At 41.3% G+C, this 22055-nt stretch carries 23 protein-coding genes and 2 tRNA genes; 3 read left to right on the top strand and 22 right to left on the bottom strand.

Annotated features, from left to right (window positions below):
- Nucleotides 1-31: 31 nt before the first annotated feature.
- From obgE to rplU, 8 genes are read right to left on the bottom strand one after another with little or no spacing between them, the layout of a single operon-like run.
- Nucleotides 32-988 carry a GTPase ObgE gene (gene obgE / locus G6Q06_RS06075; RefSeq protein ID WP_163533992.1) on the bottom strand — a complete coding sequence of 319 codons (957 nt, stop codon included), beginning with the start codon at nt 986-988 and terminating at the stop codon, nt 32-34.
- Nucleotides 989-1759, bottom strand: a complete 771-nt coding sequence (locus G6Q06_RS06080) for an ATP-binding cassette domain-containing protein (protein WP_163566027.1) — start codon at nt 1757-1759, stop codon at nt 989-991.
- Nucleotides 1753-2610 carry an ABC transporter ATP-binding protein gene (locus G6Q06_RS06085; protein ID WP_205435952.1) on the bottom strand — a complete coding sequence of 286 codons (858 nt, stop codon included), beginning with the start codon at nt 2608-2610 and terminating at the stop codon, nt 1753-1755. Before G6Q06_RS06085 ends, G6Q06_RS06080 begins: the two co-directional genes overlap by 7 nt.
- Nucleotides 2607-3464 carry an ABC transporter permease gene (locus tag G6Q06_RS06090; RefSeq protein WP_163566028.1) on the bottom strand — a complete coding sequence of 286 codons (858 nt, stop codon included), beginning with the start codon at nt 3462-3464 and terminating at the stop codon, nt 2607-2609. Before G6Q06_RS06090 ends, G6Q06_RS06085 begins: the two co-directional genes overlap by 4 nt.
- Entirely contained in the window at nt 3464-4468 is a 1005-nt protein-coding gene (locus G6Q06_RS06095) for an ABC transporter permease (protein WP_163566029.1), read from the bottom strand. Before G6Q06_RS06095 ends, G6Q06_RS06090 begins: the two co-directional genes overlap by 1 nt.
- A gap of 2 nt (nt 4469-4470) precedes the next feature.
- A complete protein-coding gene (locus tag G6Q06_RS06100; RefSeq protein ID WP_163566030.1) occupies nt 4471-6039 on the bottom strand; it encodes an ABC transporter substrate-binding protein in 1569 nt (522 codons plus the stop codon).
- Nucleotides 6036-6311, bottom strand: a complete 276-nt coding sequence (gene rpmA, locus G6Q06_RS06105) for a 50S ribosomal protein L27 (RefSeq protein WP_163533998.1) — start codon at nt 6309-6311, stop codon at nt 6036-6038. Before rpmA ends, G6Q06_RS06100 begins: the two co-directional genes overlap by 4 nt.
- Nucleotides 6312-6320: 9 nt before the next feature.
- Nucleotides 6321-6635: a 50S ribosomal protein L21 gene (rplU, locus tag G6Q06_RS06110; RefSeq protein WP_163535281.1), complete on the bottom strand. Its 315-nt coding sequence runs from the start codon at nt 6633-6635 to the stop codon at nt 6321-6323.
- A gap of 117 nt (nt 6636-6752) precedes the next feature.
- Between rplU and flgL the strand changes: the two genes are divergently transcribed.
- Complete coding sequence (flgL, locus tag G6Q06_RS06115; protein WP_163566031.1) at nt 6753-9284, top strand: flagellar hook-associated protein FlgL; 2532 nt, start codon at nt 6753-6755, stop codon at nt 9282-9284.
- Here flgL and G6Q06_RS06120 read toward each other — a convergent pair.
- The 12 genes from G6Q06_RS06120 to G6Q06_RS06180 all read right to left on the bottom strand — a co-directional run bounded on the left by G6Q06_RS06120 (nt 9271) and on the right by G6Q06_RS06180 (nt 19080).
- Complete coding sequence (locus G6Q06_RS06120) at nt 9271-11394, bottom strand: LTA synthase family protein (protein WP_163566032.1); 2124 nt, start codon at nt 11392-11394, stop codon at nt 9271-9273. The two genes, flgL and G6Q06_RS06120, sit on opposite strands and share 14 nt — an antisense overlap.
- A gap of 3 nt (nt 11395-11397) precedes the next feature.
- Nucleotides 11398-12126 carry an HpaA family protein gene (locus G6Q06_RS06125; protein WP_205435956.1) on the bottom strand — a complete coding sequence of 243 codons (729 nt, stop codon included), beginning with the start codon at nt 12124-12126 and terminating at the stop codon, nt 11398-11400.
- 95 nt (nt 12127-12221) lie between these two features.
- On the bottom strand, nt 12222-12695 hold the full coding sequence (gene moaC / locus G6Q06_RS06130) for a cyclic pyranopterin monophosphate synthase MoaC (protein ID WP_163566033.1): 474 nt from the start codon (nt 12693-12695) through the stop codon (nt 12222-12224).
- The gene (gene mog / locus G6Q06_RS06135) at nt 12695-13225 is read right to left on the bottom strand and encodes a molybdopterin adenylyltransferase (protein WP_163566034.1); all 531 of its coding nucleotides are present in this window, start codon (nt 13223-13225) and stop codon (nt 12695-12697) included. Before mog ends, moaC begins: the two co-directional genes overlap by 1 nt.
- Nucleotides 13222-13662 carry a molybdopterin synthase catalytic subunit gene (locus G6Q06_RS06140; RefSeq protein WP_163566035.1) on the bottom strand — a complete coding sequence of 147 codons (441 nt, stop codon included), beginning with the start codon at nt 13660-13662 and terminating at the stop codon, nt 13222-13224. Before G6Q06_RS06140 ends, mog begins: the two co-directional genes overlap by 4 nt.
- Complete coding sequence (locus tag G6Q06_RS08865; RefSeq protein WP_163566049.1) at nt 13663-13836, bottom strand: MoaD/ThiS family protein; 174 nt, start codon at nt 13834-13836, stop codon at nt 13663-13665.
- 115 nt (nt 13837-13951) lie between these two features.
- Complete coding sequence (locus tag G6Q06_RS06155) at nt 13952-14173, bottom strand: MoaD/ThiS family protein (protein ID WP_006564137.1); 222 nt, start codon at nt 14171-14173, stop codon at nt 13952-13954.
- 10 nt (nt 14174-14183) lie between these two features.
- Nucleotides 14184-15377: a molybdopterin molybdotransferase MoeA gene (locus tag G6Q06_RS06160; protein ID WP_163566036.1), complete on the bottom strand. Its 1194-nt coding sequence runs from the start codon at nt 15375-15377 to the stop codon at nt 14184-14186.
- A gap of 7 nt (nt 15378-15384) precedes the next feature.
- On the bottom strand, nt 15385-15969 hold the full coding sequence (gene ribA, locus G6Q06_RS06165; protein WP_163534005.1) for a GTP cyclohydrolase II: 585 nt from the start codon (nt 15967-15969) through the stop codon (nt 15385-15387).
- Between the two features lie 34 nt (nt 15970-16003).
- A complete protein-coding gene (locus tag G6Q06_RS06170) occupies nt 16004-16612 on the bottom strand; it encodes a DUF3943 domain-containing protein (RefSeq protein ID WP_163499621.1) in 609 nt (202 codons plus the stop codon).
- Nucleotides 16613-16701: 89 nt separating this feature from the next.
- Nucleotides 16702-18030, bottom strand: coding sequence for a TIGR00366 family protein (locus G6Q06_RS06175; RefSeq protein ID WP_163566037.1), 1329 nt, complete (start codon nt 18028-18030; stop codon nt 16702-16704).
- A gap of 72 nt (nt 18031-18102) precedes the next feature.
- Nucleotides 18103-19080 (bottom strand): alginate lyase family protein, encoded by a 978-nt coding sequence (locus tag G6Q06_RS06180; protein ID WP_163566038.1) that lies wholly within the window; start codon nt 19078-19080, stop codon nt 18103-18105.
- A gap of 122 nt (nt 19081-19202) precedes the next feature.
- Between G6Q06_RS06180 and G6Q06_RS06185 the strand changes: the two genes are divergently transcribed.
- Together G6Q06_RS06185 and G6Q06_RS06190 are read left to right on the top strand one after the other, a co-directional pair.
- Nucleotides 19203-19279 (top strand) — tRNA-Ile (locus tag G6Q06_RS06185).
- An 11-nt stretch (nt 19280-19290) separates the two neighbouring features.
- A tRNA-Ala gene (locus tag G6Q06_RS06190) sits at nt 19291-19366 on the top strand.
- Between the two features lie 310 nt (nt 19367-19676).
- Here G6Q06_RS06190 and G6Q06_RS06195 read toward each other — a convergent pair.
- Both G6Q06_RS06195 and G6Q06_RS06200 read right to left on the bottom strand, forming a co-directional pair.
- Nucleotides 19677-21269, bottom strand: coding sequence for a DUF262 domain-containing protein (locus G6Q06_RS06195; protein WP_163566039.1), 1593 nt, complete (start codon nt 21267-21269; stop codon nt 19677-19679).
- Between the two features lie 254 nt (nt 21270-21523).
- Nucleotides 21524-22055, bottom strand: a 532-nt coding sequence (locus G6Q06_RS06200) for an adenine-specific methyltransferase EcoRI family protein (RefSeq protein WP_240329288.1), incomplete at its 5' end; no start/stop codon positions are given.

The following is a 22055-nucleotide window of genomic DNA, read 5'->3' on the forward strand; positions in this document are numbered from 1 at the left end:
ATCCCACTCACCAAAAAGTTTAGAATTTTCCTTACAAGTGTTTTAAAATTTCTCCTAAAGATCGGAGAAGAGTTTTAATGCCTTCTCCCGTAACAGCAGAAATTGGCAGAATAAAACGCGCCTTTAAAATCTCAAGAGGCATTGCAGGCATCACATCTATTTTATTGATCACAACCGCAAATTCTTTTTGGGCAAGTTCTTTAGAAAACTTAGCAAGCTCTTGGCGCAACTTTTCATATTGCTCTTGCACATTAAAAGTACTATCTAGTACAAAGAGCAAAAAACGCGTCCGTTCTAAATGGCGCAAAAAATCTAGGCCTAAACCCTTGCCCTCGCTGGCTCCCTCTATAATTCCGGGAATATCTGCCATAACAAACTCTTTAAAATCCCCCACGCGCACCACTCCTAAATGGGGAATTAAAGTTGTGAAGGCATAAGGCGCGATTTTGGGTTTAGCATTAGAGATTATGCTAATTAAAGTAGATTTCCCCGCATTTGGAAAGCCCACCAAACCCACATGGGCGATAAGTTTAAGTTCTAGGCGTAAAGAAAGCGTCTTTCCGGCTAAGCCTTTTTGGGCGTAAGTAGGCCGTTGTTTGATCGCGTTTTTAAAGCGCATATTGCCAAGCCCGCCCTTGCCCCCTTTGAGTAAAACGACATTCCCCGGCTCTATTAAATCACAAAGAAGTTTTTCCCCCTCAAAAATCTGCGTCCCGGGAGGCACATACAAAACCAAATCCTCTCCTCTTTTGCCACTACAATTTTTAGGCCCACCGGGAGCGCCATTTTGTGCCTTGTAGTGCTTTTTGCCTCTAAAGGCGCTAAGAGTATCGCTATTTGCATCCACACTAAAGATTACATCGCCTCCATCGCCTCCATCGCCTCCATCTGGTCCTCCTTGCATGACAAATTTTTCCCGCCTAAAGCTCACACAACCCGCCCCGCCTTTACCTGAGGAGATACTAATTTCTACCCAATCTACAAACATTTAGCCCTCTTGGAAGTATTGGGTTTTTTCTAGGTGGGGGATAGCGCTTAACAGTTTTTGTGTGTAGGGGTGCTTTGGTGTTTCTATTACCATTTCTACGCTTCCCTCCTCAACAATGAGCCCCTTTTCCATGACCAAAATCCGATCGCTAATATGCTCCACCACCCCTAAATCATGGCTAATAAAAAGATAGCTCAACCCCAAATGCGCCTGCAAATCTAAAAGCAAATTAAGAATTTGTGCTTGAATGGAGACATCTAAGGCCGAAACAGGTTCATCACAAATTAAAATGCGCGGTTTGAGCATGAGAGCTCTAGCAATGCCTATACGCTGTCTTTGTCCGCCTGAAAACTGGTGTGGATAACGCTTAGCCCACTCAGGTTTAAGCCCGGTTTGATGCATCATCTCTAAAACCTGCTTTTGCCGTTCTGTTTTATTTAGCTTGGTGTTTAATAACAAAGGTTCAGCGATAATATCCTCAACTTTCCAGCGCGGATTAAGGCTTGAATAGGGGTCTTGAAAGATCATTTGCACACTTTGGCGATAGGCTCTCCAATCTTTAGCACTAAATTGTTGCATGCCCTTCTTTTCAAAGAGTACCTCTCCCTTGCTAGGCTTTTCTATGCCCACTAAAATTTTAGCCACCGTGCTTTTGCCACAGCCACTCTCCCCTACTAAGCTTAAAATCTCTTTAGGCTGGATAGTAAAACTCACCCCCTTAAGCACGGCAAGTTCACCATAAGATTTATAAAGATTTTTAACCTCTAGCAACGGATTTCCCTAGCAAAATCTAAATAATTCGTGTTTTCATCTACACTTTTAAGGCGTATCTTGCGTTTGCCCGGCTTTGGGATAGCCTCTAATAGCGCCTGTGTGTAGGGGTGTTTGGGGTTGTTAAAGAGATCAGAGGCGCGCGCTTTTTCTACCACCTCGCCCTTATATAGTACCACGACTATATCAGCTAACTGCGCGACGACGCCTAAATCATGGGTGATAAAGAGCATGGCCATGTGCTGTTGTCTTTGTAAAGTTTGCATCAACTCTAAAATTTGTGCTTGAATTGTAACATCTAGCGCGGTAGTGGGTTCATCGGCAATTAACAAAGAGGGTTTACAAGCCATAGCCATAGCAATCACCACCCGTTGGCGCTGGCCTCCGCTAAGTTTAAAAGGATAGGCGTTATATTTGCTCGCATCTAATCCAACGCTATTTAAAAGTTCTAGACTCTTTTGTTTGATCTGTGCGTTGCTGAGTTTGCTTTGGTGGATTTTAAACACCTCGCTGATTTGAAAACCAACTGTATAGCTAGGATTAAGGCTTGTCATAGGTTCTTGAAACACCATGCCTATTTCTCTGCCCCGCAGTTTTTGCATTTCTTTATCTGAATAGGCCAGTAGATTTTGCCCTTTAAAAAGAATTTTACCACCCATAATTCTGCCCGGTGGCCTAATAAGTCCCATAATAGACCACGCACTCATGCTTTTTCCACTCCCACTTTCTCCTACAAGGCACACAGTTTGTCCTACTTGAATGCTAAAACTCACCCCGTCCACAGCTTTAATCAAACCAGTGCGGCTAGAAAAGTAAGTTTTAAGATTTTCTACTTCTAAAAGCGCATTCATGTAGATTTTTTGGGGTCTAAAGCATCCATGATCCCATCTCCTAATAAATTAAAGCCCATTACCGTAAAAAAGATCGCACAGCCCGGGAAAAGCAAAACCCAGGGGGATGTGGTGATGTATTGCAAGGCATCCATAAGCATCGCGCCCCATTCTGGGGTAGGTGGCTGTGCCCCTAAACCTAAAAAACTTAAACCTGCTGCTTCTAAAATTGCCCCCGCAAAGCCCATAGTGGCTTGTACGATGAGCGGCGCGGTGCAGTTTGGCAAAATCACGACAAACATAAGGCGCAGATGAGAAGCCCCATTAAGCACAGAGGCTAGGGTGTACTCTTTTTCTTTTTCAAGGAGTACACTACCCCGCACAATGCGGGCAAAACTTGGAATACCCACAATGCCAATGGCTAACATGGCATTTGTCAGAGAGGGGCCCAAAATTGCCACTACGATGATGATGAGTAAAATAGAGGGCAAGGAGAGCATTAAATCCATAAAGCGCATGATAATCATGTCTGTTAATCCGCCTACATAGCCCGCCACAAGCCCAAAGATCACCCCAAAGATAAGGGCAATCCCTACAGAGACTACCCCGATAATCAGCGAAATACGCGCCCCAAAGATGAGTCGAGAGAGAATATCACGGCCTAGATCATCTGTGCCTAGATAGTGTGCTTTACTCCCATTCTGTGTAAAAAAAGGTTCTAAAAGCCGCGCTTGGGGGTTTTGTAAACTTGGATCGTAGGGGGCTAAAGCGGGCGCAAAGATCGCACAAAATACAAGTATCACCAACAAAACAAGCCCAAAAAGAGCTGCCTTATTTTGCCTAAAATTTTCCCAAAAGAGATAAAAGCGTTCCATTAAGCTAGCCGGATTTTAGGATTGATAAACCCGTAAAGAATATCTACGATCAGATTTGTCCCAATAAAGATCACCGCCACAATGAGGCTTGAGGATTGGATAATGGGAAAATCGCGTTGGTTAAGAGCATTAACCATCCAGCGCCCTACTCCCGGCCATGAAAAAGTGGTTTCAGTTAAGATACTCCCGGCTAAAAGGCCAGCTAACATTAAGCCAATAATAGTAGTAACTGGAATAAGAGCATTTCTTAAGGCATGGACAAACACTACTCTCAGGGCTGAGCAACCTTTGGCCTGTGCGGTGCGGATATAATCCTCTTGTAAAACCTCTAGCATGCTTGATCGTGTCATGCGGGCAATAATGGCAGTGGGGATAGTGGCTAGGGCGATGCTTGGTAATACTAGGTGGCGCAGGGTGTCTAAAAAGGCGGGGAAATTAAGCGCCAGTAAGCTATCAATCAGATAAAACCCAGTGGGGCCTTCTAAATCGTAAGCATCATTGAGTCTTCCAAAAACAGGAAACCAGCCTAATTTCACGCTAAAGACATAAATGAGCATTAAACCTAACCAAAAAACAGGCATAGACACCCCGGCTAAGGCTGCACCCATGCTTACATGATCAAAGAGACTATAGCGCTTAGTGGCTGCAATCATACCTACAGTGATCCCTACGATAATAGAAAGCAACAAAGCGCTTAGAGAAAGTTCTAAAGTAGCGGGGAAGCGCTGTAAAAAAGCTTCTAGTACGCTTTCACCAGAAACTAAAGAAGTACCCAAATCCCCATGTAAGATATGCCCCATGTAGCTAAAATACTGCTCTAAAAGCGGTTTATTAAGCCCCATTTGCTCACGCAAGGCCTCTAGCGCCTCTTTGTTGGCATGTTCGCCTAAAATCATTAAGGCCGGATCACCGGGTACTAAATGCACCATAGAAAAAACCAAGATGGAGACCCCTAGTAAAGTGGGGATAGTCCATAAAATCCGTTTGAGTAAAAAAGCCAGCATGTTTATTTCCCAAAATACACATAAGCAAAGCGGTTGTTTTGCACCCCTTCTACATGGTAGCCTAAAACATTAGAAAGCCTTGCCACCACATTATAAGGGTAGGCAAGGGGTACCCAAGGGGCATCGTTGTGGAAAATCTCTTGGGCTTTTTCATATAAAACCGCGCGTTTGGCTTGATCGGAGAGATATTTAGCCTGAGTAACTAATTTAGAATAAGTTTCACTCCTATAAAAACAGCTGTTGCGGGTGGGAATCTCAGAGGCTGCCTCTTTGCTCCATAAAATATAAAGGAAATTATCCGGATCAGGAGTGTCTGCCATCCAGCCACTAAAGGCCATTGAATGTTCTCCCATTGCTATCTTTTTTAAATAAGTCCCCCACTCAAAAAATTCAATCTTAACTTGAATACCAATTTTGGCTAGCTGGGATTGTACGAATTCAGCGGCTTTTTTATTGTATTTAGAGGCTGTAAAAAGTGTCGTGCTAAATCCGTTGGCATAACCTGCTTTTGTGAGCAATTCCTTAGCTTTTCTCAGATCGTAGCTATAGGGCTTGATCTTTGTGTTATAACTCCACATTTCAGGTGGGATAGGATTAATCGCCACTTTAGCATAATTTTCATACACGATTTTGATATAGTCTTTGGTATTAATCGCATGGTTAATAGCTAGACGCACCAGACGGTTATCAAAGGGCTTTTTTTGCATGTTTAAACTCATCCAAGTTACAAAGAGAGCGGGCTTTTTATCTACAGAGATATTTGGCAGGCGTTCTAAGCGAGGGATTTCATTACGATGAGGCATGTTGATTAAAGACACTTCGCCTCTTTGCAAGGCTAAGGCGCGCACGGAAGGATTAGCAATCACGCGCAACACCACGCGATCTAAATGTGCGGGTGTGCCCCAATATTCTTTATTTTTGAGTAAAACAATTTTATCATCTCTAAACCAAGTAGAAAACTTAAAAGGTCCCGTGCCTATGGGCTTACGGGTGAGGGCGTCCTCTTTGTGCAGGCTTTTTAAATGGGCGGCATAATCAGCGCTAAGAACGCTTAAAAAATCCATGCCCAAATCTGCTAAAAAAGGCGCTTCGGGGTGTTTGAGAGTAAAACGGACTGTGTATTTATCAAGGGCTTCTATTTTATCAATGATAGAAGACATGCCCATACTCGCCCAGTAGCCATAAGACTTACCCCCTTTGTAATAGGGGATAGTACCCATTTGGCGCTCAAAGGAAAAGATCACATCTTTAGCGCTTAATTCTACTTTTTGATTCCAGTATTTAGTGGTGTGGAAATAAACCCCTTTGCGCAGATGAAAAGTATAAACAAGCCCGTCTTTAGAAATTTCCCAGCTACTAGCCAAAGAAGGTTCGATCTCCGTGCTACCATATTTAAAACGCACCAGAGTTTCATAAATATTAGCAGTAGCAGCATAACTTTCGCCATCTACAACTAAAGCCGGATCCATCCCAGAGCTATCTGCCCCCCTAGCATAAATTAAAGTCCCGCCTTCTACCCCAAAAAGAAACGATACAGCTAGAAACAAACAGGGAAGAAGGCGTGTTTTCAAGGCGCGAAAACCTCTTTAACTTCAGGAAGTACAGAAACTTTTTTGCGGTATTTATCTTTGTATTGGAAGTACACAACACCATCAATTAAAGCAAAAAGGGTGTGATCTTTGCCCATGCCCACATTTTTACCGGGGTGTACTTTAGTGCCTCTTTGGCGCACTAAAATATTACCGGCGCGTACAAATTCTGATCCAAATTTTTTAACCCCTAAACGGCGGCCTGCAGAGTCGCGGTTATTCTGGGTACTGCCCTGACCTTTCTTGTGTGCCATCTTTGTCCTTTATGCAAAAATTTTAGTGATTTTAAGACGGGTAAAGTCTCTACGAAAACCGCGTTTGGTTTTACTATCCTTGCGGCGGCGCTTTTTAAAGATCACCACCTTTTTACCCCGCCCTTCATTAATCACCTCTGCCTCAATGTGTGCCCCTTGTACAAAAGGCGCGCCATAAACCATACCCCCCTCTTTACACACGGCTAAAACTTCCTCTAGCTTAACCTCTGCCTTAGACTCTAAGCCCATTTTATCCAGCAACACAATATCGCCCTCTTGTACTTTATATTGCTTGCCTCCATTCTTAAAAACTGCATAAACCATAAACCCACCTAAAATTTGAGATAAAAAAGAGCATTTTAACATAGTAAACCTAAAAGTTAACCTTTAGTAATGGTATACATCTTGCATGTATCCTAGTAGATTTTTTAAGGGGGTTTGATGCGCATTACTGATAGTAACCGCTATAACCAGATTAATTATTACCAAAACGCACTCCAAAATAAACTCAACACGGCGAATAATAAAATCGCCTCAGGGCTTAAATCTGAGTATGGTTATCAAAATAGCCAAGTGAATAACCAAAACCTTAAATACGGCTTTGAAACCAATACCCTTGATCAAGCCCATGATGTTGCCAAAAGCGCCTACACCGCTACACTTAATACCGATAAAGCCTTAGGTGAGCTTTCTAGTACAATGGAACAATTTAAAGTTAAGCTTATCCAAGCAGCTAGCGATGTACACTCCACCACCTCCAGACAAGCCATTGCCCTAGATTTAGAAAAACTAAAAAACCATATGATCAATGTGGCTAATACTTCTATTGGGGGGGAATATCTCTTTGGAGGTAGTAAGGTCGATCGCCCTCCCTTTGATGCAACGGGCAATTATTATGGCAATGATGAAAACCTCAACGCTTTAGTTGGTTCGCATAATCTTGTCCCTTACAATATCAGCGGGACTAATCTTTTTTTAGGTAAAGATGCAGACAAACAAACAAGCATCATCGCTAATATCAAAAAATTTAACCAAAGCAAATTACACCCCGATATAATGGATTCTTTTAATAAAACCCAAAACCCCCAAGAAGTCTATATCACCGCTCAGGATACATTGCGCGATCTAATTGGCGATAATGATAACAACCCAAGCAATGACAAACCTGAGTATTTTTATTTGCAGGGGGTTCGCCCCGATGGCAGCGCTTTTAAGGCTAAGTTTTCTTTGGATAAGGCTTATTCTAATAAAGATAGCGCTACTAAAGTTCAAGATTTGCTTGATCAAATCGGGCGGGCTTATGGCAATACCTCTACTAATCAAGTGGTAGATGTCTCTTTAAACGCTTGGGGAGAAATACAAATTCGCGATCTCACCCCGGGAAATGCCACCCTAGATTTTCACATGCTCTCTAGTGAGGAAAATGTAGATAACTTAGATGATTTGCGTAAAAGTAATGCCCGTGTTAGTAAATATGTCAAAAGCGCCTTTGTTACGGATAGAGGGCTTTCTGAGATTCAAGGCGTACCTAATCTCTACGATCACCGCATGCTAGATTTTAAAAGCGCTCTTATCACGCAAGATAATATCCCTGCTACCCGCAACACCCCCTTAAGTGCGATCTTAGATCCTTCTGCTGTGGTTTTAAAAATAGAAGGGACACGGCCTAATCAAGAAGATGGTAGTGTGGATAACACCCCGCTAGAACCTTTCTTTTTGCCGGTTAAAGGATCAAGTGTACAGGATTTAATGGATGGGATTAAATCTCATTTTGGCGGAAAATTAGATGTAGAAATTTCTAGCGATGGGCATTTGCGCCTCATTGATCACAATGTACACAATAAAAGCCATGATAGCAAAACCCCTCCCTTTGATGGGCCTAGAGGATTGAGTGTTAAGATCACAAGTTTAGATGATAAAGGTTTGCCCACACAAGCCCTACCCACAGATTATGCTAGCGCTTATCAAAAAACCTATTTTGCCAAACAAGGCGCGCTTTTATACAGCAATGTTTCCCAGATTATGCCAAAGAGTATGGATTATGCCACAGGTTCTACTACCCTTGCCTCTGTAATGGGCGCTAATATTTTAGATCAAACTTATGTGATGCAGATGCAAGATAATAATGGCATTCCTCTTACGGCTAAATTACACTTAAGCCCACAAGGGGCATTTTTAGAATTGCCCAATAAAGAAGGGGGGCCAGCTTATAAAATTGCGCTTTATGATCGTACCCAAAAAACCCCCACCTTGACTAAGCCCAATGATTTTACCTACCGCCAGTTAATGGATGCTATCAGTCTAGCTCTTAATTATAGCAATGGGAATCCGCAAGAATACACACAAGCACAAAACAACACTCCCTCACAGGAAAGCAAACAGGCCTTTCTTTCTCTTTTAAAACAAGCCGATGAAAGGGTAGATGTTAGGTTTAATGATAGAGGACAAATTAATATCCGTGATAAAATCCACGCCACTACTCCGATGCAATTTATGTTTTTTGATTCAAAGGCTAATGACTTTAGCCCTGAAAGCCTTAAAAAAGACACCCCAAGTATCCGCCTTAATGCTAATAACGCCCTTATTATAGACACTCCCCATATCCATTTTTTCAAACAATTAGATAGCGTGATTGAAGCCGTGCGTGAAGGTATTGATCGCCCCGATGCTTTGCCGGGTTATGGCAAAGAGATACGCAATACTGGCATACAAAATGGAATCGCTTTAGTCGATCATCTTGGCGATCACATTGAAAAAGTCATCGCATCTAATGGGGCTCATAGCCGTAGTTTTTCTAATGTAATGCGCCGCAATGAAGTACTCAAAACCCAAATAGACTCGATTCGTGCGGATACAGTGGGTACAGATGTGGCACAGACTTATAATAAATTTGCCCAGTTACGCAATAACTACAATGCCTCTTTGGCCTCTGCTAGCAAGATTAACCAAATGAGTTTGACTAATTATCTTTAAAATCTTGCAAAATAGGGCCTTTGAATAAAAAGTACCAGCTTAGGCCGTTGGCGATTTTATCTTTTTCCATGAGATTTTTAGCCCGTCTTAAATCTGCTGGCAGGGGCGATTTTTTAAGGCGCTTTTCACCTGCAAGATAAAACAAAGGTCTACCCTCTTGATAAATAAAGTTAAGCCCCGGGGTTTGTGATGGGCTAGCAATGGCCTCAAAACCTAAAGCAAAATTAGAATCAGAGTTACAATCAAGAGAAGAGGTAGGATTATTGCTAAAAAGAGGTTTACCAAAACTCACATAGGGGTGGCCTTTAGGTGCGATGAGTTCCATAATAGTGGGTGCGATGTCTATGTGCGAGCCAATGCAAGCGATCTCTTTTGGTGTGAGGCTGGGGGCATAAAGGATAAGAGGTACGCTTTTTGTCCAGTAAATATTATCCTTAGCGTATTCAAAACTACGATCAAAGTGATCGCCGGTGATGATAAAAAGTGAGTTGGGGAATTTAGCGCTGGCTTTTTTAATGAAATTGACGAGGATTTGATCATACCAATAGATATGGCCTAAAAAATTAGCATCGGGCATATTAACCTGTTTAGGAAATTTTTTAACAAAATCTTCAATTTGAAATACAGGCACCATAAAAGCTTTAAGGTTGACATTGCGCGTAGGGTGGTTACTTAAAGTCATCACCATACTAAAAGTTTTTTGATTAACCGGGGTTTTCTCTAAAATATAATCAAAAAGAATATTGTCATGTACGCCCCAGTTGCTTTCAATTGGCTCAGGGTAGGCTTTAGAATCGTAGGGCTTACCCTTATTAGGATCGTCTTTAGCGTATTCAAGTAAGGGGGTGTTAAAAATGAGCTTGTCAAAACCCTGTGTTTTAGTAAAACTATCTAGGCGATTCCAAATCCCACTGCCTCCATAGTAAAACACATTGTAAAAACCTAGCGCTTTCATCTGGTTACCAATAGCAGTAGGCAAGGGAGGGATTTTTACACCCATTCTGACAAAATTTGTATCATTGATGTTAAAAAGCCCGGTGATTTGCACATCTAAGCTTTTTACCGTGCGTCTGCCATTTTCTAAGAAGAGCGGGAGAATAAAGCCATGTTTATCATCTCGGAGACTCTTTAGATTGCTTACTAGACCAATGGTATCAAACTGCGGATCAAAATGCCAGCTAGAGAGCGATTCAGAAACGATATAAAAAACATGGGTGATACTGGGCTTTAGGGGGTTTTGGCTGGTGTGTTTGAGAAGTTGGCGCAAATCTAGGGGAAGTTTTGTGTCTTTGGGCAAATGGAAGTAATCAATGCTGGCTTGTAAAAGAGTTTTAGAGGTGAAGTCAGAAAAGCGAATAGACCGGCTCTTTCTATAGTCGCGAAAAACTAAATAGAGGTTACGAAAAGCCCCCGGGGTGATCTTGCGCAAAAAAGGGTTTTCTACGGGTTGGATATGCAGATCAAGCGAGACACCGGTAAGGGCTAAACGAGAATTAATGCCATAAAGAATCCAAAGAGAAAAGCCCAAAAAAACAGAGGCTAAAGTGGGTTTGAGGGGCAAATCCTGCAAGATTTGAAAACAAATATGAGCCCCTCTCATGGTTTTTAAATAAAGAGAGTAACAAAGAGCGCTACACAAAAGCCAGATAAGAATTTTACTCCCTATGCTGTACTCCCCGCTAATAGCCATGCTCCAAAGAACTTGAAAGGTTTGGTTAAAGGCATCTAATAAATTAGCATCAAAGGTATCTCCATAAATGCCATAAAAGGTGATGTTAGCCACCTGTAAAAACAAAGAGAGTGAGATAGTAAAAAGGGCGTAGAGATTTGGGGTGGATTTAGATCGCAAAAGTTGTAAGAGCAAAAAGATCAAAGAAAAGGCAGCCACCACGCGGTTATCGTATTTTAAACCATCTAAAAAGACCTGACCTACTTGATCCCAGGGGATTTTACCTACCAAAGCGTCTTTATAAATTCCTGTGTAGAGAAAAAACCCAAACCGCATGAGCACAAAGAGCAGACTTAAAAAGAGACTAAAAAAGAAAGAGTTTAGTAAGAGGCGTAAAAACCTCTGACCTAAAGAAAGTTTAGAAGAAAAAGGAGAAAACACGAACTAATACTTGTGTTGTGCCTTTAAGTCCGCAATATCTCTAGCATAGGAACGGATTTTATCCCGGGTTACTTTGGTATCAATTCTTTCCATCACCTCTGCAAAAATCTTATTAAGAGATGTTTTTACCGCATCATTAGAGTCGTCTTTACCCTTATATAAAGAGCCTAAAAGCCCTCCTGTGTGCTCGGATCTGCTAGAGCGGATAAAGGGCTGTTTGATGTCTAATTCGCTCAAATCTATCATAAACGAATCAATAGCCTCCCCGCTACTTGGTTCAATAAAGACAACTTTAATATAGCCCATAGAGAGGAGAACGCCCTTTGTAACATCCATACCAGTAGAAAAAATCAAACCCGGACTAGATTTTTTCTGTTCAGTGGTTTTAGGATCAGGGCGCAAAACAACTTCCCCACTTAACTCCAACCCTAAATAGCTTTCTTTTTTCTGGGCAAAGGAGAGATCATCTTTATCGCTCACATCTAAAATAGAAGTTTTATAACCCCGATTATTGAGTATCGCTTGGATTTTGAGCATGATTTGTTTTTTAAACTGGTTTGCATACTCTTTAGCAATGTTATCGCTATAGCGCAATGTGGGTTTGAGTAAAATGATCTCTTGATTAGTGGCTCTAGCCTGAGGAGATTTAGACTGATAAGCCAGCCGCAAAGGAACATTATTAGTTGTGATAATATTTGGCCCACAGCCTGCAAAAAGAGTGATAATAGCCATTCCTATTAGCCATGTTTTAAGTTGCACGATTCTCCTTATTATTTAAATACACCTCTGAAAACTCCTAGTATACTTGATCTTGGATTAGAAAGCTTTTAAGATCGCAGATACGATCCGCTCTTGCCTCCTTCTTTACTTAAAAGCTTGATAGAATCTATTACCATGCTTTTATCTAGTGCCTTAGCCATGTCATAAATAGTTAAAAGCCCGATAGAAACCCCCACTAAAGCCTCCATCTCAACCCCCGTCTGCCCTCTGTATTTAACCTCAACCTCTAACACAAAAGCGCATTCATTTTCACATTCTATAACCCTAACCTCTACATTGCTAAGATTAAGTGGGTGGCAAAGAGGGATAAGATGACTCGTTTGTTTAGCCCCCATAATCGCTGCAATGATAGCGGTTTGTAAAACAGGACCTTTAGCGATGTTTTTTTGCACAATGGCTCTATAAGCCTGTGGCTGCATGCTAATTTTGCCGCTAGCTATGGCTTTGCGCTCTGTAATTTGCTTGCCCCCTACATCTACCATAGTTGGGTGGTTGTGTGCGTCTAAATGGCTTAGTGGCATTATCTTTTAGGGCGAAAAACTTGGATATTTTGTGTATTAGCCTCCAAAAAGGGGCCACCGATTAAATCAATACAATAAGGAATAGCCGGAAAAACCGCCTCCAAACATTCGCGGATGCTTTTGGGTTTTCCGGGTAAGTTAAGAATGAGGCTAGAACCTCTAATCCCCGCGCTTTGTCTGGATAAAATAGCCGTAGGGACATATTTTAAACTCGTAGCGCGCATAAGCTCTCCAAATCCGGGCAACATTTTAGAGCAAATGGCCTCTGTGGCCTCAGGGGTTACATCGCGCAGAGCCGGACCCGTGCCCCCCGTTGTAACAATGAGTGCACAGCCTGCCTTGTCGCCAAGCTCTATTAAAGTTTGCTCTAATAAATCTTGCTCATCTGGTAAAAGGCGGTAGACAAACTCTAGCGGATTTAAAAGATATTCGCTTAAAACTTGCTCAATGGCCTTTCCACTCTCATCTGCATACAATCCAGCAGAAGCCCTATCACTAGCCACCACCACCCCGATTTTTATATTAGTCATGCCAAAAGCCCACTGCCTCTAAGCGGGTGGCTTCTTTGGCTAGCATAAACCCGTTCCTCGCCTATGAGATCGTATTTCCAAATGGGGGCGTTGTGCTTAAAATCCTCTATAAAATCCGCATAAAGTTCTAGGGCATTTTTGCGATGTGCTGCTATTAAACCGGCCATGTAAGAACTTTGCCCTATGAGTACATCGCCGCTAGAGTGAGCCATGCACAGCTGCACGCCTAAAGGATTAGCCTTTTGCTCCCATTGACTAAACCAGTTAGCTAGTAGGGGCGGGTAAATATCAAAGCTTAACCCTTTAAAATTTTCCCCTTCAGCGCGCACTACCCCCGTAAAGACACATAGCGCCCCGCAATTTTGCTTTTGGCATAAAGATTGCCAACTCTTATAAAGCGCCTCTGTATTTAGAGCTCCGGCTATAATTTCTAACATTTAGCCCCCACAAACAGGTGGGAGAAACACCACTTCATCGCCAGCTCTCAACGGAGTGTGGATATCTTCTATCAATTCTCCATTGATAGCAACCGCGCTCACAGAAAGCCAAGAGTGCAAGTTTTGTTTTTCGTGTAAGATCTGTCTTAAACCTTTTAAAATTTTCCCCTTCAGCGCGCACTACCCCCGTAAAGACACATAGCGCCCCGCAATTTTGCTTTTGGCATAAAGATTGCCAACTCTTATAAAGCGCCTCTGTATTTAGAGCTCCGGCTATAATTTCTAACATTTAACCCCCACAAACAGGTGGGAGAAACACCACTTCATCGCCAGCTCTCAACGGAGTGTGGATATCTTCTATCAATTCTCCATTGATAGCAACCGCGCTCACAGAAAGCCAAGAGTGCAAGTTTTGTTTTTCGTGTAAGATCTGTCTTAAACCTTCTAAATTACTTGCTTCTACTTCAAAAGTTTCCTCTTTAATTGGGCCTAAAAATTTCACATAAACCATGTTAACTCCTTCAAAAGATATGGTGCAATAAAAGGGGTACAGCCTCGCCTTGTTTATACAAGCGACCCCCCTCCTCTAAAACCAAAAGCGCGCTTTCACTTTCATGCAAATGGGAGCGCTTGGGTATGCTAGCGTAATAAACCCCCTCTTTTAAATACACATGGCAGGTTTTAAATTCCATGCGTGCCTCTTTTTTCTCTAAATCTTGTTCTAAGATAGCCTGTACAAAGGGGGGAGTGTAGGGCTTTTCAAAGAAATGCGCCCAGATTGCATGCCCAAAGAGGTAGAAAGTTAGCGCCGCTGAGGAAGGATTACCCGGCAACGCTAAAAGGGGCTTATGCGTGCCGTCTTTAGCATAAATGCCATAAGCCACAGGTTTACCCGGTTTGATTCTTGCGTATTTGAAAGCTATTTCGCTGATATTGGCTATGGCATGCTGGGTGTGATCCAAATCGCCCTTACTCATCCCTCCAGTAGTTATAACCATGTCGCAATCTCTAAAGGCGTTGTAAATGGCCTGTTCTATGCTCTCTTGATTATCCGGTAATAGCGCATAAAGCACCCCCTCCCCTCCCATTTTCTCTACCATAGCCTTAATCATGTGGTTATTCACACTGCGTACCCCCTCACCAGATGCCCCCACCTCTATAATTTCCTCCCCTCCGCTTAAAATCCCCACTCTAGGCCTTTTATACGCTTCTATAAAAACTTGGTTGATGTCTGCAAGTAAGCCTAAGGCATAAGGATTAATCACAGAGCCCTTTTTAAGCAGAAGTTCTCCTTTTTGCTGGTGAAAACCTACAGGTCTGATCCAATTATAAAACCCGCTTTGTTCTTTTAGAAAAATTCTATCGCCTCTAACTTCCACCTCCTCTACAATCACTAAAGAATCGCTGTTAAAGGGCATCTTAGCCCCTGTGAAGGTTTTAATCGTATGTTTGGGTTGTAGCGTTAAAGGGGGCTCTAAATTAGCCGGGTTGATGGCTTGAACAATCAAGCCTTCCTCTTGCAGGGTGGAGAAATCTGCTTGCCTGAAAGCATAGCCATCCATGCTAGATGTAGGGTGATTAGGGTTGTTTGTGGGAGCATAAATATCTGTAGCTAGTACCCGCCCTAAAGCCTCTGAAAAAAAGACCTTTTCAAGACCAAGCGGGCTTAAAAAAGCTGTTTGGATTGCCTCAAGTGCTTCGGCAAAACTTAGCATACACACCTCATAGCAAATGCCCCATTTTATTTTTCTTGGTCTGCAAATACTGGTGGTTGTAGCAATTGCTTTCTACTAAAATACTGCATCTTTCTACTTGCACAAAAGCCCCGATGGCCTCTACTTTTTTGGGGTTATTGGTGAGTAGCTGGATCTTATGGATATTGTAATAGCGCAAAATATCTTGTACAATGCCATAGTCGCGCTCATCATCTTTAAAACCAATGGCCTGATTAGCCTCTATGGTGTCATAGCCTTGATCTTGCAAAGCATAAGCATTGATTTTATTAAATAGACCAATGCCTCGTCCCTCTTGGCGCAGATAAATAACCATGCCCCCTTGTTTGCCACTGCTTGCGATGCGCTCCATAGCCATTTTAAGTTCGCCCCCGCAATCACACTTTTGTGAAGAAAACACATCCCCTGTTAAACATTCTGAATGCACGCGTACAAGAGGCATTTCAGAAAGGGTAGGCGTGAAGAGCACTAAATGATCAACAACAGATCCATTTTTATTTTCTCTAAAAGATTGGATACAAAACTTCCCAAAAGGTGTTGGAAGCTTAGCTTGGCTAGAAACTTGAAGATGCATAGACACCTCGCTTATATAAAAATAGGGACTTATTCTAGCATTCTGCGGTGGTATTATGGTAAACAGCAGGGGCGTTCTTATTATAGATGCCACAGGCCTTTGCTAAACCAAAATTACGAATCACAAACCCGATAAAATCCATTGCAAATAAGGCTAGCCCCGTTAAAAATTTAGTGATTAAATATTTTCTTTCCTGATTTTGTAGGCGCTTGCTGGTGTGGTAGAAAATTTCTCCAACTAAAGGACCTAGTGTTGGCGTACAGATGAGGTCTTGGATACTAGGGATTTCTACAAAAGCCTCTAGGCCAAATTCCCAAAAAAAGGTAGAGACTAAAAAAGTAAAGAAAACTCCGGTTGGGAAGCGATAGCCGGCCGTGCGCGCTTGCATGTAATAAATGCCCCCAAAATAAGGGTGCATAACCCAGTTAAAGATAAAAAGATCATCATCAAAATGCGGTCCTAGACTGACATTTTCAAGCCAACTTAAAAAGCCAAATTTTTCTTTAGTCCAGTGGGTAACACTCTCTGGCATTAAATACATCCCTATAATGCCTATCACAAAAGCAACCCCTAAAAGCCCCACACTTAAAGCTAGATAGCGCAGACGGCTACTAGGCACGAAAAAATGAATGTCTTGATCCATTAGATAACAGGGTGGTAACACAAATAACTTAGCGGTCGCATAAAATCCTCCAAAAAAAGTAATTCTTGCACAAAAAAACTTAAGTCAAGCTATGTTAGAAAGTACAAACTACCCATGCTAACAAGCCCTGCATATACAAACCCTACCAATAAATACCCGATGATGCTACGGGCATCTAAACCAGCCAATCCTAAAAGAGGTAGAGCAAAGAAAGGTTGGATCATATTTGTCCACGCATCTCCCCAAGCAATGGCCATGCTAGTAATAGCCGGATCCACCCCCAAAGCCACCCCACTAGGGATTAAAATAGGGCCTTGTACAGCAAATTGCCCGCCCCCGCTTGGGATAAAAATATTGAGTAATCCTGCACTCAAATAACTTAAGATGGCAAAGTTCTCTTTAGAGGCAAAGTGGGCTAAAGAATTAGCCAAAGTGCTAGCAAAACTCACACCTGCAACATTTTTCACGCCCATGATTCCGATGATACCTGCATAAAGAGGAAAAAGCAAAACAATACCGGTTGTGGCCTTGAGGTCTTGCTCCATAGTTTTAAAATAGCGCTGTGGGCTTGCGTGGGCTAATAATCCTAGAAATAAAAAGAGCAAGATTAGGGTATTAAGATTAAGAGAAAAACCCTTGTTGATAAAGGTAATGATAAGATAGACACATCCTAAAAGGCCTAAAAATAAACCCAAAAGAGGGCTATCATCTAGGCAATCTGCAAAAGAAGTTGGCGGGGGCAAGGAGGGGGTTTGCTCTTTAAGAAGGTTTGGATCAAGAGTGGTGGGGTTTTTAGGGTGCATAAACATATTAATTAAAGGCAATCCTAAAAGTAAGAGAAACACTATTGTTAGATTGAAAGGCGCAAAGAGGGTATGGCTAAGAGGGATAGGGGTATGGATAATCCCAGCGCTTAATTTTTCTAAATCCCCATCATTGGTGGCTAGTTTAAGAGGAATGCTCCCTGATAGCCCTCCATGCCAGATTAAAAAACCCGAGTAGGCGCTAGCCACCAATAGAGGATAATCCACACCTCTAACCTGACGGGCTAAAGCCTTAGACAAAATCGCCCCCACAATTAGCCCAAATCCCCAACTCAAATAACAGCATACAAGAGAAATAAAAGTAATGCTCCAAATGGCCATTTTAGGGGTTTTGATACCAGAGATGAGAAAATTAAGGCCTTTTTTAATCCAAGGGGATTTTGCTAGAGCAATACCGGTTGCCAGTAATAAAAGCATTTGCATAGAAAATTTAAGGAGCAAAAACAAACTCTCTCCCCATTTATCTAGCAACAATGCAAGACTAAGTCCCGTACTCAAAAAAGCCCCTAAAAGCGCAATAGCGGTTAAAAGAATAGCAAAAATAAAAGGAGAGGGGAAGTAATTTTGTAGCGCTACAACCAGCCATTTAACCATTAAAAATCCCTTAAAACAATTTATCCACTAACCGGTAGCTTAAACCTTTAGGCCAAGCGCTATCTTAAACTTTTATTTCACCGTTCTAAGTTTGAGTCTAAAACCATCGGCGTGCAAATCCCCTTGCTTTAAAAGTATGTTAGCGCTAGGGCTATTGTAATGTCTGGCTAAAATAATGAAATAAGCATTGTTATGAACGCCTACTAAATTAGGTTGGAAATAGGGAAAAGTTTGGGGGTTTAGTATCCATGTTGCTATTTTATTATAGGCAGTGGCTAATCTATGACCTGCTTGGCTTTGCCATAAATTAATCCCATTTTCAAAGAGTAATTCAGCCGCAATACTAATAGGGAGCAGAGCAAAATTACTATAGGCAATGCCTTTAATACCCTTTGTGGGTCCGCCATGGTAGTTGTTTGTATCGCTTCTAGTGATGGCATTTTCAATCACTCCATTATGATCTATAGCTGTTAATACCCACTCCTGCCACCTGCGTGCACTTCTTTGTAAAAGTACATGATCGCCTAATGTAAGTGCAGAACTCACATCAAATAAGATTCCCCATGCGCCATGGTTAGTGTTCAAATTAGATTGTGAATAATGTAACATCTCTCTTACAAACTCTTCATATTGGGGACTAGGCAATTCTTTTTTGATATACAAATAAGCCATGTTCATATAGGGCATGTAAAAGTTAATGTTGTCTTGAGCTTGTAATGTGTCTGCACTTTTAAGTTCTTGAGCCCAGCTTTGCAAAAACTCCCTAGCTTTTAAACCATATTGCTTATTTTGAGTTACTAAAAAGCCAAGCGCTAAATCATAAGAAAGCGTGGCAGATTTTTTAAATTCTTTAGCACACTTATCAGGCTCTCTAACTCCGGTTGCCGTGTAGTGAGACTGGACTTTTAAATGCGCACAAGGGCGTGGATTTTCTGTAAGTTTTGAGGCTAGATTGAGTTTTTGGGCTAAATTTGTCGCTTTAAAATCTTTAAAAAATCCTTGTTGTGCGTGGATACAGCCTAGTAATAGAAATAAAATAAATTTTCTCACTAACTTGCCTTTAAGTGTGCTTTTTAAGCAAAAACCGTTAGAGTTATGTTACTTGATCTAAATTTAAAAAGCAAACTTTTAGAAATAACAAAGTAAAATCTTAGTTTTTATTGGTCTTATACGGGCTTATAGCTCAGGTGGTTAGAGCGCACCCCTGATAAGGGTGAGGTCAGAGGTTCAAGTCCTCTTAAGCCCACCACTTTTTAATTTGGGGGATTAGCTCAGTTGGGAGAGCGCCTGCTTTGCACGCAGGAGGCCAGCGGTTCGAACCCGCTATCCTCCACCAAATCTGAAGTTTATTATTGGTATTTTTCTTACCAAAATTGGGGCTTTTTAATTGGAAACAGTGTAAAAAAGTGGGAAGGTTTGCAAAAATCTGCGTTTTAAAAGTCTTTTCAATCCGTCTTTAACCGGTGTGCATGTCACAGTAGCGCACTTGTGGGTTATTCTTTTTCAAAGAACAACTGAGTCTTGTTATAAACTTTTACTACCAAAACACAAAGACTTTATAAACACGGATAAAATCAATGGCAAAATGTGCACAAAACACGGTCTTAATTTTATTAATGTAATCAAGCGATTAGAGAGTTTAATACTCAAACAGCGTACTCTTTGAAAAACGCATACAAGCGCTTATAGATTTCCTCCGTACGCGCCTTAATATCCTCTAAGCTCCAATTGCTTTTGGAGAGTTTGACTAAATCTTTGGCTTCTAAGAATTTAGATTTTGCGTATTGATTCTTTTTAGCATCAAAATACCCATTGCTAGCTTTGATATTAAGCTTTTTTTCTAAAAAGATTTTATTGCCAATGGATTCGACTAAGATATGTGTCTCTTTATCAGGAAGCTTAGGATAGTTTGGTTGCCATTTTTTAGAAAAAATATGCTCAATTTCAGGCTTGTTGCAAACCTCTGTTTCTTGATCGGGGTATTTTAAATACATATGAAGAGTCAAGAGGGTTTTTGCGAGTTTTGGGCTTTTTTGTGCGTCTTCAAAATAGGCACGGAAAGTCTGCTCCTTTTTTTTACCCTTAGCAGGAATTACGCCCTCTAAAATGTTACGGCTGTTTTGGGAAAAATTTACAGACCCGTTTTGATAAAGAGAGGTGTAAGCGTTGTAGGTTAGATCTTTAATCTGGGAGGTATTTTTGCTAATTGTGTGGATTAAAAAATGTGCACACACACGCATTAAAAATTCTCCGTGTCCTTCAAAATAATCCTTGTTTTTTTCTAAGCAATATGCATAATAGACTCCGTCCAAATAGCGCCAATATTCATTATCCAACACTTCTAACACATGGATAAACTGCTTGGATTTGAGGCTATAGTTATGCGATTCTTTATTCCCATACAAATATTTTCTCATTTTCTCAATATCTTGCATGATCGAGCCATCTTTAAGTAGGTCGCGCTTCTTTTCAAGAAAGAAAGGGCGTAAACCAATCTCACGACTTTTATTTTTATCGCGCGCACGCAAAACATGCATGCAAAGCCGAAAGAGAAAAGTTAATCCTTCTGCTTTTTGGGTGTTAGATTCTAATTGTTCTAAATCTTTCCACTGCTCCATAAAAGCCTGCCGCTCTTGCGGGCTCTTGTTAGAATAAATCACGCTTTTAAAAATATCCGCATCGTTTAAGGGAGTTCCGCGATTATTGAGCGTGTTAAAGACCCGCAAGGCATATTCTAATCGTCTTTTCTCATCTTGCCCTCCACACTCAACCGATAGCACAATACAAGACTCCAATATGCACACACATAGGTCTTGAAAATCAGCTGGTCTACCTTCGGCAAATTTATCTAATTGCTTGCAAAAATAGCGGTAATTTTTCTCATAATTTGAACTGTCCTCTGCCTCATCTTGTTCTAACCCATTTTCTAAGATGTTCTGCAAAATTTGGTGTTTTTCATCACTAATGGCATAACTGATTAAATGGGGCTTTTGGGAGTTGGGTTGACCTGTTTTGCTATCAATATCCCAAATGACAACCGAACCTAAAAAATAGGGGTTTTGCTCAGTATTTTCGTTTCTATTTTCCTTAAAAAACTCCGTAATATCCTCCCATAATTGCACACACTCTTTATCTGTCCAAGTATAGGGTCTTTGGTATTCAGGAATTACAAACTTATTTTTAGACAAATAGTCCAAAATGTTCATTTGGATAGTTTGCATATCCAGCCCATAACTCATAGGAATCCTTTGTTGACAGAATAGGAAAGGCTGATTATAGATTATAACAGGTGTTAATAAAACATGTGGTTTATGGATAGTCTGTATCCAACAAAGACAAGATTTTTATAGATCAATGGAGTTTTTAAATTCTTTCCCCCACATTTGTGCTACTTCTTTGTCCCTCTTGTGCCTATTGCCGTAATAGATGTTGTTTATTATTTGCGCTCACAGACCAACCGCGCTAGAGTTCAAAGAGTCTTTTAGGAAAAATTTCATGACCTCAATCTTTGGATTAGCATGCGTTTAAACTTTGACTTGCCTCCAATATAGGGCATATACTGCGTTAGTTGCACCGTTTTAAACCCACACTCTAACACGCCATTTAAGATTTGTCGTGCCGACACTGCAAAAGGCAAATCGTAGTCATTGGGGATATAATTATTATCCACGAGTAAGATACCGCTATCATCAAATCTTTTATACACATCAGGGATTTCCTCAAGAGGTACAAACTTTAGCCTAGCAATATTGGATCTATTTTTAATAGCAAAGTTGGTAAAAAAATGCCCTGCTGCGCGCACTAACTGGCGTTTGGGGGTAAGAAACCAATCAACACTATGATACCCCGCCCATGCCTTTTTTTTGGCAAAATAAGTAATAAAGCCCGGGCTGATAGGAATTGTAATATTGGATAAAACGATAAACTTCTTTTTACTTTTAATAAGAATCTGCCAATATTCTATGGCACGCGAAAAGGGTGGGTTGGTACAGACAATGTCGGCCTCCTCATTTAAGATTCTTAGC

The organism is Helicobacter suis (assembly GCF_902196135.1).
Taxonomy (GTDB): domain Bacteria; phylum Campylobacterota; class Campylobacteria; order Campylobacterales; family Helicobacteraceae; genus Helicobacter; species Helicobacter suis_A.